The sequence below is a fragment of the Streptomyces sp. NPDC042002 genome, from assembly GCF_055588305.1.
The window spans coordinates 38,937-54,638 of sequence record NZ_JBVJCT010000012.1 but is presented as its reverse complement, the minus strand read 5'-3'; the positions used below and the strand labels follow the sequence as shown (position 1 = coordinate 54,638).

Annotated in this window: 14 protein-coding genes; 7 read left to right on the top strand and 7 right to left on the bottom strand. The window is 69.8% G+C overall.

Annotation, left to right across the window (positions count from 1 at the left end; all coding sequences use genetic code 11):
* Nucleotides 1-10: 10 nt before the first annotated feature.
* Both ACZ6KY_RS19585 and serC read left to right on the top strand, forming a co-directional pair.
* Nucleotides 11-1,234, top strand: coding sequence for a cytochrome P450 family protein (locus tag ACZ6KY_RS19585; RefSeq protein WP_469311529.1), 1,224 nt, complete (start codon nucleotides 11-13; stop codon nucleotides 1,232-1,234).
* A 220-nt stretch (nucleotides 1,235-1,454) separates the two neighbouring features.
* Complete coding sequence (gene serC / locus ACZ6KY_RS19580; RefSeq protein WP_469311528.1) at nucleotides 1,455-2,573, top strand: phosphoserine transaminase; 1,119 nt, start codon at nucleotides 1,455-1,457, stop codon at nucleotides 2,571-2,573.
* Nucleotides 2,574-2,708: 135 nt separating this feature from the next.
* Here the strand turns inward: serC and ACZ6KY_RS19575 are convergent, their stop codons facing one another.
* Nucleotides 2,709-3,710, bottom strand: coding sequence for a WD40 repeat domain-containing protein (locus ACZ6KY_RS19575; RefSeq protein WP_469311527.1), 1,002 nt, complete (start codon nucleotides 3,708-3,710; stop codon nucleotides 2,709-2,711).
* A gap of 177 nt (nucleotides 3,711-3,887) precedes the next feature.
* Between ACZ6KY_RS19575 and ACZ6KY_RS19570 the strand changes: the two genes are divergently transcribed.
* Together ACZ6KY_RS19570 and ACZ6KY_RS19565 are read left to right on the top strand one after the other, a co-directional pair.
* Nucleotides 3,888-4,571, top strand: a complete 684-nt coding sequence (locus ACZ6KY_RS19570; protein WP_469311526.1) for an SGNH/GDSL hydrolase family protein — start codon at nucleotides 3,888-3,890, stop codon at nucleotides 4,569-4,571.
* A gap of 107 nt (nucleotides 4,572-4,678) precedes the next feature.
* On the top strand, nucleotides 4,679-5,671 hold the full coding sequence (locus ACZ6KY_RS19565) for an aldo/keto reductase (protein WP_469311525.1): 993 nt from the start codon (nucleotides 4,679-4,681) through the stop codon (nucleotides 5,669-5,671).
* A gap of 170 nt (nucleotides 5,672-5,841) precedes the next feature.
* Here ACZ6KY_RS19565 and thpR read toward each other — a convergent pair whose 3' ends face one another.
* The 3 genes from thpR to ACZ6KY_RS19550 form a co-directional block, all read right to left on the bottom strand.
* Nucleotides 5,842-6,432, bottom strand: coding sequence for an RNA 2',3'-cyclic phosphodiesterase (gene thpR, locus ACZ6KY_RS19560; RefSeq protein ID WP_469311524.1), 591 nt, complete (start codon nucleotides 6,430-6,432; stop codon nucleotides 5,842-5,844).
* A 229-nt stretch (nucleotides 6,433-6,661) separates the two neighbouring features.
* Nucleotides 6,662-8,029 (bottom strand): MFS transporter, encoded by a 1,368-nt coding sequence (locus ACZ6KY_RS19555; protein ID WP_469311523.1) that lies wholly within the window; start codon nucleotides 8,027-8,029, stop codon nucleotides 6,662-6,664.
* Between the two features lie 232 nt (nucleotides 8,030-8,261).
* Nucleotides 8,262-8,699, bottom strand: a complete 438-nt coding sequence (locus ACZ6KY_RS19550; protein WP_469311522.1) for a MarR family winged helix-turn-helix transcriptional regulator — start codon at nucleotides 8,697-8,699, stop codon at nucleotides 8,262-8,264.
* 144 nt (nucleotides 8,700-8,843) lie between these two features.
* Between ACZ6KY_RS19550 and ACZ6KY_RS19545 the strand changes: the two genes are divergently transcribed.
* A complete protein-coding gene (locus ACZ6KY_RS19545; RefSeq protein WP_261701844.1) occupies nucleotides 8,844-9,026 on the top strand; it encodes a BrnA antitoxin family protein in 183 nt (60 codons plus the stop codon).
* Between the two features lie 22 nt (nucleotides 9,027-9,048).
* Here the strand turns inward: ACZ6KY_RS19545 and ACZ6KY_RS19540 are convergent, their stop codons facing one another.
* Nucleotides 9,049-10,500, bottom strand: coding sequence for an NCS2 family permease (locus ACZ6KY_RS19540; RefSeq protein ID WP_469311521.1), 1,452 nt, complete (start codon nucleotides 10,498-10,500; stop codon nucleotides 9,049-9,051).
* 237 nt (nucleotides 10,501-10,737) lie between these two features.
* Between ACZ6KY_RS19540 and ACZ6KY_RS19535 the strand changes: the two genes are divergently transcribed.
* The gene (locus ACZ6KY_RS19535) at nucleotides 10,738-11,010 is read left to right on the top strand and encodes a DUF2530 domain-containing protein (protein WP_469311520.1); all 273 of its coding nucleotides are present in this window, start codon (nucleotides 10,738-10,740) and stop codon (nucleotides 11,008-11,010) included.
* A 163-nt stretch (nucleotides 11,011-11,173) separates the two neighbouring features.
* Nucleotides 11,174-13,570 (top strand): cation-translocating P-type ATPase, encoded by a 2,397-nt coding sequence (locus ACZ6KY_RS19530; RefSeq protein ID WP_469311519.1) that lies wholly within the window; start codon nucleotides 11,174-11,176, stop codon nucleotides 13,568-13,570.
* 75 nt (nucleotides 13,571-13,645) lie between these two features.
* Here the strand turns inward: ACZ6KY_RS19530 and ACZ6KY_RS19525 are convergent, their stop codons facing one another.
* The gene (locus tag ACZ6KY_RS19525) at nucleotides 13,646-14,524 is read right to left on the bottom strand and encodes a hypothetical protein (RefSeq protein ID WP_469311518.1); all 879 of its coding nucleotides are present in this window, start codon (nucleotides 14,522-14,524) and stop codon (nucleotides 13,646-13,648) included.
* A gap of 208 nt (nucleotides 14,525-14,732) precedes the next feature.
* Nucleotides 14,733-15,668 (bottom strand): hypothetical protein, encoded by a 936-nt coding sequence (locus tag ACZ6KY_RS19520; protein WP_469311517.1) that lies wholly within the window; start codon nucleotides 15,666-15,668, stop codon nucleotides 14,733-14,735.
* Between the last annotated feature and the right edge of the window lie 34 nt (nucleotides 15,669-15,702).

Below are 15,702 nucleotides of genomic sequence, written 5' to 3'. Positions count from 1 at the left end.
GCACCCCCGCATGACCACCGGTACCGAAGAGACCCGCATAGTCCTGGACCCCTTCGTCACCGACCTGGACGGCGAGAGCGCCGCGCTGCGCGCCGCCGGGCCGCTCGCCGCCGTCGAACTGCCCGGCGGTGTGCCGGTCTGGGCGGTCACCCACCACGCCGAGGCGCGCGCCCTGCTCACCGACCCCCGTCTGGTGAAGGACATCAACGTCTGGGGTGCCTGGCAGCGCGGCGAGATCGCCCCCGACTGGCCGCTGATCGGACTCGCCAACCCGGGCCGCTCCATGCTCACCGTGGACGGAGCGGACCACCGGCGGATGCGCACCCTGGTGGCGCAGGCGCTGACACCGCGCCGGGTGGAGCAGATGCGGGAGCGCATCGCGAAGCTGACGGAGAGTCTGCTCGACAACCTCACCGGGGAAGTCGTCGACCTGAAGGCCGACTTCGCCTACCCGCTGCCCATGTACGTCATCGCCGACCTCATGGGCATCGAGGAGTCCCGCCTGCCGCGCCTGAAGGAGCTCTTCGAGAAGTTCTTCTCGACGCAGACCCCGCCCGCGGAGGTCATCGCGACGCTCACCGAACTGGCCGGGATCATGGCGGAGACGGTGGCGGCGAAGCGCGCCGAGCCGGGCGACGACCTGACCAGCGCGCTGATCGTGGCCTCCGAGGACGGCGACCACCTCACCGACGCGGAGATCGTCTCCACCCTCCAGCTCATGGTCGCGGCGGGCCACGAGACGACGATCTCCCTGATCGTCAACGCGGTCGTCAACCTCTCCGCGCACCCCGAGCAGCGCGCCCTCGTCCTCGCCGGCGAGGCCGACTGGTCCGCGGTCGTCGAGGAGACCCTGCGCCACTCCACCCCGACCTCCCACGTCCTCATCCGCTTCGCGACGGAGGACGTCCCGGTCGGCGACAAGGTGATCCCGGCGGGCGACGCGCTCATCGTGTCGTACGGCGCGATCGGCCGCGACGAGAACGCCCACGGTCCCACCGCGGGCGACTTCGACATCAGCCGCACCAGCCAGAACCGGCACATCTCCTTCGGCCACGGACCCCACGTCTGCCCCGGCGCGGCCCTGTCCCGCCTGGAAGCGGGCGTCGCCCTGCCCGCCCTGTACGCGCGCTTCCCCGCCCTGGACCTCACCGTCCCGGTGTCGGAGCTCCGCAACAAGCCGGTGGTGACACAGAACGACCTGTTCGAACTGCCGGTGCGGCTGATCGCCGAATGAGATGAGCCGCCCGTAAGCCACCCGTGAGTCATACGCGAGTCATACGCGAACCACCCGTGCGGCTGATCGCAGGACGAGGTGGACTGACGGAGCGGCAGCTCGCCGGAGGGGCCCGCCACGGCCCCTCCGGCGACGGTGGCCGCCGACCCGCGTCAACCCGCCCGTCTCAGCCGACGGACGACGTTTCGCCCAGGTTTCCCGGAACGGCTAGGCTCCCCGCGTGGCTGATATCCAGATCCCCGCTGACATCAAGCCCGCCGACGGACGATTCGGCGCTGGCCCCTCCAAGGTGCGGACGGAGGCACTGGACGCGCTCGCCGCGACCGGCAGCTCTCTGCTCGGCACATCCCACCGCCAGGCCCCGGTCAAGAACCTGGTCGGCAAGGTACGCGAGGGCGTGCGCGAGCTGTTCTCCCTGCCCGACGGGTACGAGGTCGTCCTCGGCAACGGCGGCTCCACCGCGTTCTGGGACGTCGCGACGCACGGCCTGATCGAGAACAAGTCGCAGCACCTCACGTTCGGCGAGTTCTCCTCCAAGTTCGCGAAGGCGGCGAAGCTCGCCCCGTGGCTGGCCGATCCCACCGTGGTCTCCTCCGACCCGGGCACGCACCCCGAACCGGTCGCCGAGGCGGGCGTCGACGTCTACGCCTTCACCCACAACGAGACCTCGACCGGTGTCGCCGCCCCGATCAAGCGGGTCGCGGGCGCCGACGAGGGCTCCCTCGTCCTGGTGGACGCCACCTCCGGCGCCGGCGGCCTGCCCGTCGACATCGCCGAGACCGACGTCTACTACTTCGCCCCGCAGAAGTCCTTCGCCTCCGACGGCGGCCTGTGGATCGCCGCGTTCTCGCCGGCCGCGATCGAGCGCGCCGAGCGGATCCACGCCTCCGGCCGGCACGTCCCGGAGTTCTTCTCGCTGCCGACGGCGATCGACAACTCCCGCAAGAACCAGACGTACAACACCCCGGCCCTCGCCACGCTCTTCCTGCTCAACGAGCAGCTGGAGTGGATCAACGGACAGGGCGGCCTCGCCTGGTCGGCGGCCCGGACGAAGGACTCCTCGACCCGCCTGTACCGCTGGGCCGAGGACAGCAAGTACGCCACGCCGTTCGTGACGGACGCGGCCAAGCGCTCGCAGGTCATCGGCACGATCGACTTCGCCGACGAGATCGACGCCGCCGCCGTCGCCAAGGTCCTGCGCGCCAACGGCATCGTCGACACCGAGCCCTACCGCAAGCTCGGCCGCAACCAGCTCCGCGTCGCCATGTTCCCGGCGATCGACCCGGCGGACGTCGAGGCGCTGACGCGCTGCGTCGACTACGTGATCGAGAAGCTGTAACCGTTCCCTTCCCACGAGTTGAGGGGCGTCCGGCGCGTAAGCGTGCCGGACGCCCCTCAGTCGTAGGCGCGCCCGTCAGCCGAAAGACGCGCCCCTCAGCCGGAGTTGGGCCCTCGGCCTTCGTGGTGGTGCGGGTCAGTCGCGGCGCAGCAGCCTCTTGAAGCCGAACACCACGGCGAAGAGGGCGGCGACCGCGATGGCGCCGACCTTCAGCCCGCCGCCGATTCCGCCACCGCTCCCGTCCCCGGCGGCCGAACCACCGCCCCTGGAGGGCGACTTGGAGTCGGAGCCGCCGGTACCGGGCGCGTCCTCCGGCTGTACGGGGCTGTCCGCGCCCTCGCTGCCGTACATGAGCTTCGATCCGTCGGGGGTGTACGTGATGGACTCTCCCTGGCCCTGGAGGGGCACGTTCAGGCGGCCCTGGCGTTTGATCCGGCCGTCGTTCCAGGCGTACGCGATGCCGCCGAAGTAGCCGCGTACGGCGAGCTGCCGGCCGTCGGGGGAGAAGGCGCCGTCGGTGACCCAGAGGTCGACGGTGGCGACGGGCTTGAAGATGTTGGTGGTGGTGGCGGAGAGACGGGCGGGGCCCTCGTAGAGGTGGCCGCCGTCCTCGTTCTTGTCGGCGATGTAGACGCGCCCGGTCTTGGGGTGCACCATCAGCGCCTCCGCGTTGCGGGGGCCGTCGGAGTACTTCACGACGTACTGGGTGGCGCGGATCGTCTGGTCCTTGAGCACCTTGGGCTCGGGGAGCTTGTAGATCCACACGTGGTCCCACTTGCCGCCGAGGTTGTCGCCGATGTCGCCGGCGTAGAGGTCGCCGTCGGGTCCGAGGGAGATCGCCTCGACGTCCCGTGGCTTGCCGACCCCGCTCATGGTGATCGTGGCGACGGTCCGGCCGGTCCTGCTGTCGACGGCGTACAGGTAGGGCCCGTCGTCGCTGTCGTTGTGGGTCCAGTAGATGCCCGGGTGGATGCGCGAGGCGGCGAGGCCGCTGGACTCCTTGATCCGGGGGTCCTTGATGGTGAACCCCCCGTCCCCGCCGTCGGCGAGGGCGGGCGCCGCGAGGGCGACGGCGAGGGCGGCTCCGGCAAGGGCTCCGGCGGCGGCTCCGGACACGAACGAGGGCGATCGGCGCATGGCCCCAAGCGTGCCACCCCACAGGCCCGTTCACGTCGCCGCCCGCCCGCCCGGACCCGCACCGCCCGGCCCAGGCACCCTCCCTGCCCCGTGCACCCCGTCCGACCGCGCACCGGCGTGTCCAGCTTCACACCGTCACGGCCCATGGCACCCGGACCGATCGTCCATGATGAGCGAATGCTCAGGTTCATGCCCGTCGGCGACTCCATGACGATCGGTAGCGCGGGCGAACACACATGGCGTTACCGGATGTGGCAGCACCTGCGCGCGACGTACGGGGGCCCGTTCAAGATCGTCGGCCCGCGCGAGACGCTGTACGACAAGGCGACGGAGTCCCCCGACTCACTCGAGTACGCCGACCCGGAGTTCCCCCGCGCCCACCTGGCCGGCTGGGGCGAGGGCTGGCTGCACATGGCCCCGCTGATCCGCGAGGCGGTCCGCGCGCAGCGCGCCGACGTGCTGCTGGTCTCCCTCGGCCTCATCGACCTCGGCTTCTACACGAACGCCGTCCAGACCGCCGACAACGCCCGCGCCTTCGTCGGGGAGGCCCGCGCCGCGAACCCGCGCGTCCGCATGGTCCTGCTCCCGGTGATACCGAACGTCCGCGCCGAGTCCGACGCCCCGTTCGCCGCCCAGGTCGCCGCGTTCAACGAGCTGCTCGCCAAGACGGTCGCCGACCTCGACGAGCCCCGCTCCCCGCTGCTGCTGGCGTCCCCGCCCCTCTCGTACGACACCACCTTCGACACGTACGACGGCACCCACCCGAACGCGAGCGGCGAGCACAAGATCGCGGAGGGTTTCGCGGAGGCGATGTACCAGGCCTGGGACCTGGGCGAGCAGTACACGGCCCAACCGGCCTGACGGTCGGGACCGACGCGTTTCCCCGCGGTCAGAGACTGCCGGCCTCCGCTGCCGTCACCCGGCCCGCCCTTGCCTAGAGCGCACTCCACGCCGTTGGCTGGTGAGTCATGAAGTACACACAGCTCGGACGCACGGGACTCAAGGTCAGCCGGCTCGTCCTCGGCACCATGAACTTCGGACCGCAGACCGACGAGGCCGACAGCCACGCCATCATGGACGCGGCGCTGGACGCGGGAATCAACTATTTCGACACGGCGAACGTGTACGGCTGGGGCGAGAACAAGGGCCGTACCGAATCGATCATCGGGAGCTGGTTCGCGCAGGGCGGCGACCGGCGTGAGCGGACGGTCCTCGCCACCAAGGTGTACGGGAACATGGGCGCCGAGGGCGCTCCGTGGCCCAACCAGGACAAGCTCTCCGCCCTCAACATCCGGCGGGCGGTCGACGCGAGCCTGAAGCGCCTGCAGACCGACTACATCGACATCTACCAGTTCCACCACGTCGACCGGTCCACTCCCTTCGAGGAGATCTGGCAGGCGATCGACGTCCTGGTGCGGCAGGGGAAGATCCTCTACGCGGGGTCCAGCAACTTCCCCGGCTACAAGATCGCCCAGGCCAACGAGATCGCCGCCCGCCGGGGCGGCACCATCGGCCTGGTCAGCGAGCAGTGCCTCTACAACCTCGCCGAGCGCCGCGCCGAGATGGAGGTCATCCCGGCCGCCCAGGAGTACGGGCTCGGTGTCATCCCCTGGTCGCCGCTGCACGGCGGGCTGCTGGGCGGTGTGATCAAGAAGGAGGTCGAGGGCGGCCGCCGGGCTGGCGGCCGGGCCGCCGACGCCCTCGCCAACACGGCCGTACGCGCCCAGATCCAGGCGTACGAGGATCTGCTGGAGAAGCACGGTCTGGAGCCCGGAGAGGCCGCCCTGGCCTGGCTGCTGACCCGTCCAGGGGTCACCGGTCCCATCGTGGGCCCGCGCACCGCGGAGCAGTTGGAGTCGGCGCTGCGCGCGGCGGAACTGGAACTGTCGGAGGAGGTCCTGGAGGGTCTCGACGAGATCTTCCCGGGACCGGGACCGTCCCCCGAGGCGTTCGCCTGGTAGCCAGGCGACGCACCCGGCGTCCGGCGGTGGAGGTCACTTTCCGACCACTGCCGGCGTCCGGCGGTGGCGGTCGTTATCTGAGCGCCGCCGCCATGGCCACGACGAAGAACATCAGCACGAGCACACCGGCCATGATCCGGTTACGGGTCTTCGGGTTCACGTCATCGAGGTTAACCGGCCGCCCGGCCCGTCCCGTCGCCCGCCCCCAGCGGCCGGCTGACCACCGTTTCGTATCGGGGCTGCTCACCGGGCACTCCCGACACCGGCAGGTTACTGCGGACGAGACACAGCTCACCCACCGTCCAGGGCTTCCCGACGAAGGTGTCCAGGGCGGCGACGTACGGCTTGAAGTCCGCGGAGTCGCGGCTGCGGGCCACCGTCAGATGCGGCCGGTAGCGGCGGTGCTCCTCCATCTCGACGCCCGCCTTGCGGCCCGCCGCCTCCGCCCGGTCGGCCAGCAGCCGCATGGTCTCCAGGTCCCCCGCCGCCCCCACCCACAGGGCACGCCCGCCGAAGTGCCCGCCGCCGTGCAGGGACAGCGGGAACGGGTCGGTGCGACGGGCGGCCCTCAGCAGCCGTTCCGCGAGGTCCGGGACGACGTCCTCGGCCACCTCGCCGTAGAACGCGAGGGTGAAGTGCCAGCCGGGGCGGCCCGTCCAGCGCAACGCGTCCGCACCCGGCATCCGCTGCAACGCGTCCACTTCCGGGGCGAGTTCACGTACCACATCGGCAGGGGGCAGTACCGCCGCGAAGAGTCTCATGGGGCCAGCCTTCCAGGGAACGACGATCAGCACACGGGAGCGGGCAGACCGGCCGGGTCCCCTCGGACCCCGGCGTGCGGAGGTACCCGGGAGGGGTCCGCTCCCCCGGACCTCGGCCTCCGGACGTACGCGTGAGGGGTGCCCGCTCTCTCGAACCCCTCGGTCTCCCTGCGTACGCGTGAGGCGGCCGGCCGCGCGAGCGGGCCGACCGCCTCCGGGGCGGCACCTGTCACACAGCGGTGACGAGCTGCTCCTCACCGCTCGGCACGCGCGGGACGAAGCGGATCCGGGGGCGTCCGTGGTGCCAGCCGAGGGAGACACGCAGGCCGCCGAGGCGGGCCAGGACCAGACCGATCGTCGTCGCCGCGATCATCGAGACCAGTCCGCCGAGCGCGAAGCCCACCCGGGGACCGTAGACGTCGGTGACCCAGCCGATCAGCGGCGCGCCCAGCGGCGTGCCGCCCACGAAGACCATCATGAACAGCGCCATGACACGGCCGCGCATGGCCGGGTCGGTGGCCATCTGGACCGAGGTGTTCGCGGTGACGTTCACCGTCAGTCCGAAGATGCCGATCGGGACCATCAGGAGCGCGAACAGCCAGAGCGTGGGGGCCGTCGCCGCCACCACCTCCAGCGCGCCGAAGGCCACCGCCGCCGCGATCAGCACCCGCAGCCGGGCCGTGCCGCGCCGGGCCGCGAGCAGCGCGCCGGCCAGTGAGCCGATCGCCATCAGGGTGTTGAAGAGGCTGTAGGCCCCCGCGCCCGAGTGGAAGATGTCGTCCGCGTACGCCGACAGCCAGACGGGGAAGTTGAACCCGAAGGTGCCGATGAAGCCGACGAGGACGATCGGCCAGATCAGTTCGGGACGGCCGGCGACGTAGTGGAGGCCTTCGCGGAGCTGGCCCTTGGCGCGCGGCGCCCGCTCGACGACGTGCAGTTCACGGGCACGCATCAGCAGCAGGCCCGCCATGGGGGCCGCGAACGACAGGCCGTTCAGGAGGAAGGCCCAGCCGGTGCCGACGCCGGTGATCAGCAGGCCCGCGACGGCGGGGCCGACCAGCCGCGCGGACTGGAAGTTGGCCGAGTTCAGGCTGACCGCGTTCTGCAGCTGGCCGGGGCCGACCATCTCGGAGACGAAGGACTGGCGTGCCGGGTTGTCGACGACGGTGGCCATACCGACGGCGAAGGCGGCGAGATAGACGTGCCAGACCTGGACATGGCCGGAGAGGGTGAGGAAGGCGAGCGCGAGGCCGGTGAGGGCCATCGCCGTCTGGGTCACCAGCAGCGTGGGGCGCTTGGGGAGCCGGTCGACGAGGACACCGCCGTACAGGCCGAAGAGCAGCATCGGCAGGAACTGGAGCGCGGTGGTGATGCCGACGGCGGCGGAGGAGCCGGTCAGGCTCAGCACCAGCCAGTCCTGGGCGATGCGCTGCATCCAGGTGCCGGTGTTGGAGACGACCTGGCCCAGGAAGAACAGCCGGTAGTTCCGGATCTTCAGCGAGCTGAACATCGAGGAGGAGCGGGGGGAGTCGCGGGCGGCTGTGGGGTCGTGGGTGGCTGGTGCGGGTGCGGAGTGTGCTCCGGGTCCCGTACTCAAAAGGGCTCGCCTCCAGTGCGATCGAGGACGTCGGCGTCATGGGGGGCGTCGGCGCTTGCGGGGAAGGGCGGACCCTCCGTCGCTCCGAGAGCAGTGATCCGAACCGAGATCAGCGATCCAGACCGAGACCGGTGATCCGAGTCGTGACCGCCGATCCGGACCGGGATCAGCGATCCGGGCCGAGATCAGTGATCCGGACCGGGATCGGGGAGCGAAAGAGGGCCGCCGTCGGTCAGATGTGCGCGAGCTTTTCCAGGACGGGGGCGGCTTCGCGGAGCTTGGCCCATTCGTCCTCGTCGAGGGCCTCGACCAGTCCGGCCAGGAACGCGTTCCGTTTGCTGCGGCTCTCTTCGAGCATCGCCTCAGCCTTGTCGGTCTGCGTCACGACCTTCTGGCGCCGGTCCTCGGCGTGCGGCTCCAGCCTGACGAGCCCCTTGGCTTCGAGCAGCGCGACGATACGGGTCATCGACGGCGGCTGCACGTGTTCCTTACGGGCGAGCTCGCCGGGCGTGGCACTGCCGCAGCGGGCGAGGGTGCCGAGCACCGACATCTCGGTGGGGCTCAGCGACTCGTCGACCCTCTGGTGCTTGAGTCGACGCGACAACCGCATCACTGCGGAGCGCAAGGCGTTCACGGCGGCCTCGTCGTCGCCATGGGTGAGGTCAGGCATGTTCTTTAGCGTAACTCATTACTCTCGCTAAAGAACAATGGGGTGCCCGTGAAACGCGCCATCCAATCGGCGGATCACTCATATGAGTGAGATCGCTCCGGAAAGCAACCCGAATCCGGTCGGGAAGCGGCGACCCTCGACTCCATGGGGACCAGCGTGCTCAGCCTGCGTATGGACGGGGAGCTGCTCGACCGGCTCCGACAACATGCCGCGAAACGCGGAATGAGCGTCCAGGACTATGTGGTCCGGACGCTCATTCGCGACGACTTCGACGAGCGGTTCCAGACCGCCGTCGAGGAGACGGAGAAGTTCTACGGGGTCACGTGAGCCCCCGTACGGCGGGTGCCGCTCAGGTCAGGCCGAGGGCCGGCATGAGGTAGTAGAAGGTGAACACCGCCGACACCACGTACATGGCGACCGGGATGTCACGACCGCGCCCCGCCGCCAGGCGCAGCACGACGAAGGTGATGAAGCCCATCCCGATGCCGTTCGTGATCGAGTAGGTGAACGGCATCAGCATCATCGTCACGAAGGCCGGGATGGCGATCGTGTAGTCCGCCCAGTCGATCTCCTTGACCGAGTGGGACATGATCAGGAAGCCGACCGCGATCAGCGCGGGGGTGGCGGCCTGGGACGGGACCATCGTGGCGACGGGGGTCAGGAAGAGGGCGACGGCGAAGAGCGCGCCGGTGACCACGTTCGCGAAGCCCGTGCGGGCACCCTCGCCGACGCCGGCCGTGGACTCCACGAAGCACGTGGTGGCCGAGGAGGAGGTGGCGCCACCCGCGGCGACGGCGATGCCGTCGACGAAGAGGACCTTGTTGATGCCGGGCATGTTGCCCTGCGCGTCCGTCAGCTTGGCCTCGTCGCTGATGCCCATGATCGTGCCCATCGCGTCGAAGAAGCACGACAGCAGCACGGTGAAGACGAAGAGGACGCCGGTCAGCACGCCGACCTTGCCGAAGCCGCCGAAGAGGCTGAACTGGCCGACGAGCCCGAAGTCCGGGCTGGCGACCGGGTTGCCGGGCCACTTCGGGGTGGTCAGACCCCAGGACGGGACGGTGGTGACGGCGTTGATGACCACCGAGACGACCGTCATGGTGACGATCGAGATGAGGATCGCGCCGGGCACCTTGCGCACGATCAGCGCGAGGGTGAGCAGGGTGCCGAGGACGAACACCAGGACGGGCCAGCCGTGCAGGTGACCGTCGGTGCCGAGCTGGAGCGGGACCGTCGTCTGGGCGATGTCCGGGATGCGCGTGACGAAGCCGGAGTCGACCAGGCCGATCAGCATGATGAACAGGCCGATGCCGATCGCGATGCCCTTGCGCAGGCCGAGCGGCACCGCGTTCATGACGCGCTCGCGCAGACCGGTGGCGACCAGGAGCATCACGATGAAGCCCGCGAGGACCACCATGCCCATGGCGTCCGGCCAGGACATCCGGGGCGCGAGCTGGAGGGCGACGACCGTGTTCACGCCGAGGCCCGCCGCCAGCGCGATCGGCACGTTGCCGATGACGCCCATGAGGAGCGTGGTGAAGGCCGCGGTCAGCGCGGTCGCGGTGACCAGCTGCCCGTTGTCGAGGTGGTGCCCGTACATGTCCTTCGCGCTGCCCAGGATGATCGGGTTCAGCACGATGATGTACGCCATCGCGAAGAAGGTGGCGAAACCGCCGCGGATCTCACGCGGGAGGCTGGAGCCCCGCTCGGAGATCTTGAAGTAGCGGTCGAGGGTGCTCTGCGTGGGCCGGGACTCCGGCTCCTGCGGGGCGGGGGCCTTGGTGGCGGCCGAGGTGGACATGCGGGTCCTCAAGCGTGCAGGGGGACGGGGAACGTGATCGAGCCTGGTCAGTGGTCGCTCACCAGCAGGTTCCCCCAGGTCGCTGTTGGTGTTTTCTACGAATACAACTGGCCAGACTCGGACGGTTTCAGTATGAACATATGAGTCGGAAATCGCTATCTCCGCGCGTAGACCCTTGCCGTACAAGGGAGAGCGGGTGCGAACACAACCGGTCGCCGACCCTCGTAAGCTGTGCACATGGCGAAGTGGACCCCCAAGCACGAGGCGCCGGAGCCCCTGGAGGGCCCCGTCGTCGCCACCATCACGGGCGGCACGATCCTCTGGTTCGTCCTCTTCCTGGTGCAGCTGCCGTTCTACGGCTGGTTCGACGACCACGGACACCTGTGGTGGCTCTGGACCTGTCTGGCCGGCGCGGGCCTCGGACTGATCGGCATCTGGTACGTCCGCAGGCGTGACGCCGCGATCAAGCGGGCCGCCGCCGCGGGGCCGGCCACTCCCGTGACGGAGTAGCCGCCGCCGTCCCCGTGACGGAGTGGCCCGGCCGTCCCCTGACGGAGTAACGGGCGTTCCTCTACACCCGCGGCAGCATTGCCGTCGTCCTCGGTCCTCCGCAGGTCGGAACTTTCACGCACTCGGCGAGTGAAGCCGCATATCCGCACGTACCGTCGAATGCATGACCCACATCGACGCGGGCGCCGAACTCGATCCCGTGCACCCCGTGCCCATACCCGCCTCCCGGCGGGCCGAGGGGTTGTCGGCCGCCGAGGTGGCCGAACGGGTCGCGCGCGGCGAGGTGAACGACGTCCCGGTGCGCAGCAGCCGCTCCGTGGGCGAGATCGTCCGGGCGAACGTGTTCACCCGGTTCAACGCGATCATCGGCGTGCTCTGGCTGATCATGCTGTTCGTGGCGCCGTTCCAGGACAGCCTGTTCGGCTACGTGATCATCGCCAACACCGGGATCGGGATCATCCAGGAGTGGCGCGCCAAGAAGACCCTGGACTCGCTCGCGGTGATCGGCGAGGTGAGACCGACCGTCCGCAGGGACGGGGTCGCCGCCGAGGTCCGCGCGTCGGAGATCGTCCTCGGGGACCTCATCGAGATCGGACCGGGCGACAAGGTCGCCGTCGACGGCGCCTGCGCGGAGGCCGACGGGCTGGAGATCGACGAGTCGCTGCTCACCGGTGAGGCCGACCCCGTGGTCAAGCACGTGGGCGACGCGGTGATGTCGGGCAGTTTCGTGGTCGCGGGCACCGGCGCCTTCACGGTGACCAAGGTGGGCCGGGAGGCGTACGCGGCCCAGCTCGCGGAGGAGGCCTCCCGGTTCACGCTGGTCCACTCCGAGCTGCGCAGCGGTATCTCCACGATCCTCAAGTACGTGACGTGGATGATGATCCCGACCGCCATCGGCCTCGTCATCAGCCAGCTCGTGGTCAAGCAGCACGGCTTCAAGGACTCCGTCGCGCGGACCGTCGGCGGGATCGTGCCGATGGTCCCCGAGGGTCTGGTCCTGCTCACCTCCGTCGCCTTCGCGATCGGGGTCATCCGCCTTGGCCGAAAACAGTGCCTCGTGCAGGAACTCCCCGCCATCGAGGGCCTCGCCCGCATCGACACCGTCTGCCTCGACAAGACCGGCACCCTCACCGAGGGCGGCATGGACGTCACCGAGCTGCGGCCGCTCCAGGGCGCCGACGAGTCGTATCTGCGCCGGGTCCTCGGCGCGCTCGGCGACTCGGACCCGCGGCCGAACGCCTCCCTCCAGGCGATCATCGCCGCCTACCCCGACAGCGAGGAGTGGCGCTGCACCCAGTCGCTGCCCTTTTCCTCCGCCCGGAAATACAGCGGGGCCGGCTTCAGCGAGGGCAACGGCGAGTCGAGCACCTGGCTGCTCGGCGCTCCCGACGTGCTGCTGCCCGAGGGGGACGCGGCGCTGGCCGAGACCGAGCGGCTGAACGAGGCGGGTCTGCGGGTGCTGCTGCTCGCGAAGACCACCAAGGACCTGGAGGACCCCGGCGTCGCGGAGGCCGCGCGGCCCGCCGCGCTGGTCGTGCTGGAGCAGCGGCTGCGCCCCGACGCGGCCGACACCCTGCGCTACTTCGCCGAGCAGGGCGTCAAGGCCAAGGTGATCTCCGGCGACAACGCGGTGTCGGTGGGCGCGGTCGCCGGCAAGCTCGGGCTCACCGGCGAGGTCGTGGACGCGCGCCGGCTGCCGGACGGGCCGGAGGAGATGGCGGAGTCCCTGGAGAAGGGCACGGTCTTCGGGCGGGTCACCCCGCAGCAGAAGCGGGACATGGTCGGCGCTCTGCAGTCGCGCGGGCACACGGTGGCGATGACCGGCGACGGCGTGAACGACGTCCTGGCTCTGAAGGACGCCGACATCGGGGTGAGCATGGGCTCGGGGTCCGAGGCGACCCGCGCGGTGGCCCAGATCGTGCTGCTCAACAACAGCTTCTCGACACTGCCGTCGGTGGTCGGGGAGGGCCGCCGGGTCATCGGGAACATCACCCGGGTCGCGACGCTCTTCCTGGTGAAGACGGTCTACTCGGTGCTGCTGGCCGTCCTGGTGGTGTGCTGGCAGGTCGAATACCCCTTCCTGCCACGCCACTTGACCCTGCTGTCCACTCTGACGATCGGTATCCCGGCGTTCTTCCTCGCCCTCGCCCCCAACACGGAGCGCGCCCAGCCCCACTTCGTACGGCGGGTGATGCGGTACTCGGTCCCGGGCGGGGTCGTCGCGGGCGTGGCCACCTTCGTGACGTATCTGATCGCGCGCCACCACTACACGGGAGACGGCTCGCTGGAGGCGGAGACGAGCGCCGCGACGCTGACGCTCTTCCTGGTCTCGATGTGGGTGCTGGCGATCATCGCCCGGCCCTACACCTGGTGGCGGATCTGCCTCGTCGCCTCGATGGGCGGGGCGTTCGTGCTGGTGCTCGTGGTGCCGAGGTTGCAGCACTTCTTCGCGCTGAAGCTGGTCGGCGAGGCGATGCCGTGGGTCGCGGTGCTGATCTCGGTGGTGGCGGCGGCCGTCCTGGAGCTCCTGTGGAGGTGGGTCGACCGGCGGTCCGACTGAGACGCCGGGGCCCTCGCCGCGCCCAGGACATGACGAAGCCCCGTGCCCCCGCCGGGGCACGGGGCTTCGGCCGGACTACTGCACGTCGACGTAGTCACCCGTGGCGTTGACGGCCGGGGTGGTCGTGGTGCCCGCGAAGCTGTAGCGGAAGTAACCGTCGGAGGCGGCCGTGACGGTGGTCTTCAGCGAGCCCGTCGAGCTGCTCGTGACGGTCTTCACCGTGGTGTAGGTGGTGGTGCCCGCCTTGCGGAACTGGAGCTTCACCGGCTGGACGGTGTAGCCGTGGTACGCGTTGTCCTCCCAGTTGGCGCGGGTGAGGGCACCGGTGACCGTGATGGTCTTGCCCTTCTTCACCGGCTCGGGCGCGGCATTGACCGTGAGCTTGGAGTAGCGCTGGACCGAGGTGGTGGCCAGGTCGCCCTTCAGGGCGGACCCATCATCGGCGCTCACCGCCAGCGCGCCGGCCGTCCACTTGCCGGCGTCGGAGTTGAGCAGCTCGTACGACGCGTCGTCCGTGCCCGCGCCGGGGTAGATGTCGATCTGCCCGGTGCAGTTGGCCGTGGTGGAGCTCGTCGCGGTGCAGGTCGCCGGGTTGTCGGCGATCAGCACGTTGTCCGGGGTGGCCAGCGAGCCCTTGTAGATGAGGGGGCCGTTGTCGTAGTTCTTCACCCCGAGCTGGTACGTCGAGTCGAAGGTCATCGAGTAGGTGACCGGGACGGCGACGTGGTTGCTCGTGCCGACCTTGATCGCGCTGGCGATCTTGAAGTTCGAGAAGCTGACGTTCAGCGTCGAGCCGGTCGAGCCGGCGTACGTGGTACGACCGGCGGCGGCGACGGCCTTCGCGGCCTCCGTGCGGAACGACGGGGCTGAGCCGGCGGCGTGGGCGGCCGGCAGGGCGAAGGCCGAGAGGGCCAGGGCGCCGGAAGCGGCAGCCACGATGGCGCGAGTACGCATGATTCCCCTGGTGGAGAAAGTGGGCGTGCGGCCCAAGTGATCATTGAGTCTGCTGACTCACGTGAGGAGACCGTCCGGCCGGGGAGACAGTTGTACGGACGTCGAAACGTTTTGCGCAAGGATTGCAAATCCGTGGTCCGGCCCTGGAAAACCCCAGGACCGGACACACGGAACGCGTTCGGATCACGCCGGAGCGCGACCGCGGAGGCTACTTCACGTCGACGTAGTCACCCGCGGCACTGACCGCCGGGGTGGTCGAGGTGCCCGCGAAGCTGTAGCGGAAGTAACCGTCGACGGTGGCCGTCGTGGTCGTCTTCAGGTTGCCGGTGCCGTCCGTCTTGATCGTCTTGATCGTGGTGTAGGTGCTGCTGGTCTTCTTGCGGAACTGCAGCTTCACCGACTGGCCGGTGTAGCCGTGGTACGCGAAGTCGTCCCAGTTGGCGCGGGACAGCTTGCCGGTCACCGTGACGGTCTTGCCCTTCTTCACGGGCTCCGGCGCGGCGTTGACGGTCAGCTTGGAGTAGCGCTGGAGCGTGGTGGTGGCGAGGTTGCCGGCCCCGGCGAAACCGACCTGGCTCCAGTCGATGTCGTCGGCCAGCGGGTCCTGGTCGTTGAAGTCGAGGACGTAACCGTCGGCCTTCCACGTGGTGGCGTCCTCGTTGCCCAGCAGGTCCCAGGTCGGGTCGGCCTCGATGGTGCTCTTGCAGTTCGCCTTCGTCGCGGAGACGTCGGTGCAGACCGGCCAGTCCGGGCCGACCAGCCAGTTGTCCGGGAGGCTGTAGTCGCCGCGGTAGAGCTCGACGTCCATGTAGGTGTCGGCGGCGTAGATGTCGACGTCCGCGGAGTGCGTCACGGTGAAGGTGACGGGGACCGTGACGGTGTTGCTGGTGCCCACCACGATCGGCTTGCCGTTGTTGACCTTCACGGCGGAGAAGGTGACGTCCAGCGGGTACGTCGTGGCGTCCTCGCCCGTGGAGCCGGTGTAGGCCGACTTGCCGTCGGCGGCCTCGCGCGCGGCCTGCACGGCCTTCTGGACGTCGTCGCGGCTGTACGAGTGACCGCCCGTCGCCTGGGCGGCGGGTATTGCGAGGGCGGAGAGAGCCAGGGCACCGGAGACGGCGGCCACAATGGCGCGTGTGCGCATGCGTTCCTCTGTTAGGAGCGAGGTCCCGGCGGCC

Excerpts from the sequence above, each read along its gene's own strand:
- ACZ6KY_RS19530 (WP_469311519.1), top strand. The coding sequence starts at position 11,174 with ATGACCCACATCGACGCGGGCGCCGAACTCGATCCCGTGCACCCCGTG.
- thpR (WP_469311524.1), bottom strand. The coding sequence starts at position 6,432 with ATGAGACTCTTCGCGGCGGTACTGCCCCCTGCCGATGTGGTACGTGAA.
- ACZ6KY_RS19525 (WP_469311518.1), bottom strand. The coding sequence starts at position 14,524 with ATGCGTACTCGCGCCATCGTGGCTGCCGCTTCCGGCGCCCTGGCCCTC.
- ACZ6KY_RS19545 (WP_261701844.1), top strand. The coding sequence starts at position 8,844 with ATGGGGACCAGCGTGCTCAGCCTGCGTATGGACGGGGAGCTGCTCGAC.
- ACZ6KY_RS19570 (WP_469311526.1), top strand. The coding sequence starts at position 3,888 with ATGCTCAGGTTCATGCCCGTCGGCGACTCCATGACGATCGGTAGCGCG.
- ACZ6KY_RS19575 (WP_469311527.1), bottom strand. The coding sequence starts at position 3,710 with ATGCGCCGATCGCCCTCGTTCGTGTCCGGAGCCGCCGCCGGAGCCCTT.
- ACZ6KY_RS19540 (WP_469311521.1), bottom strand. The coding sequence starts at position 10,500 with ATGTCCACCTCGGCCGCCACCAAGGCCCCCGCCCCGCAGGAGCCGGAG.
- ACZ6KY_RS19520 (WP_469311517.1), bottom strand. The coding sequence starts at position 15,668 with ATGCGCACACGCGCCATTGTGGCCGCCGTCTCCGGTGCCCTGGCTCTC.
- ACZ6KY_RS19565 (WP_469311525.1), top strand. The coding sequence starts at position 4,679 with ATGAAGTACACACAGCTCGGACGCACGGGACTCAAGGTCAGCCGGCTC.
- ACZ6KY_RS19550 (WP_469311522.1), bottom strand. The coding sequence starts at position 8,699 with ATGCCTGACCTCACCCATGGCGACGACGAGGCCGCCGTGAACGCCTTG.
- ACZ6KY_RS19585 (WP_469311529.1), top strand. The coding sequence starts at position 11 with ATGACCACCGGTACCGAAGAGACCCGCATAGTCCTGGACCCCTTCGTC.
- ACZ6KY_RS19535 (WP_469311520.1), top strand. The coding sequence starts at position 10,738 with ATGGCGAAGTGGACCCCCAAGCACGAGGCGCCGGAGCCCCTGGAGGGC.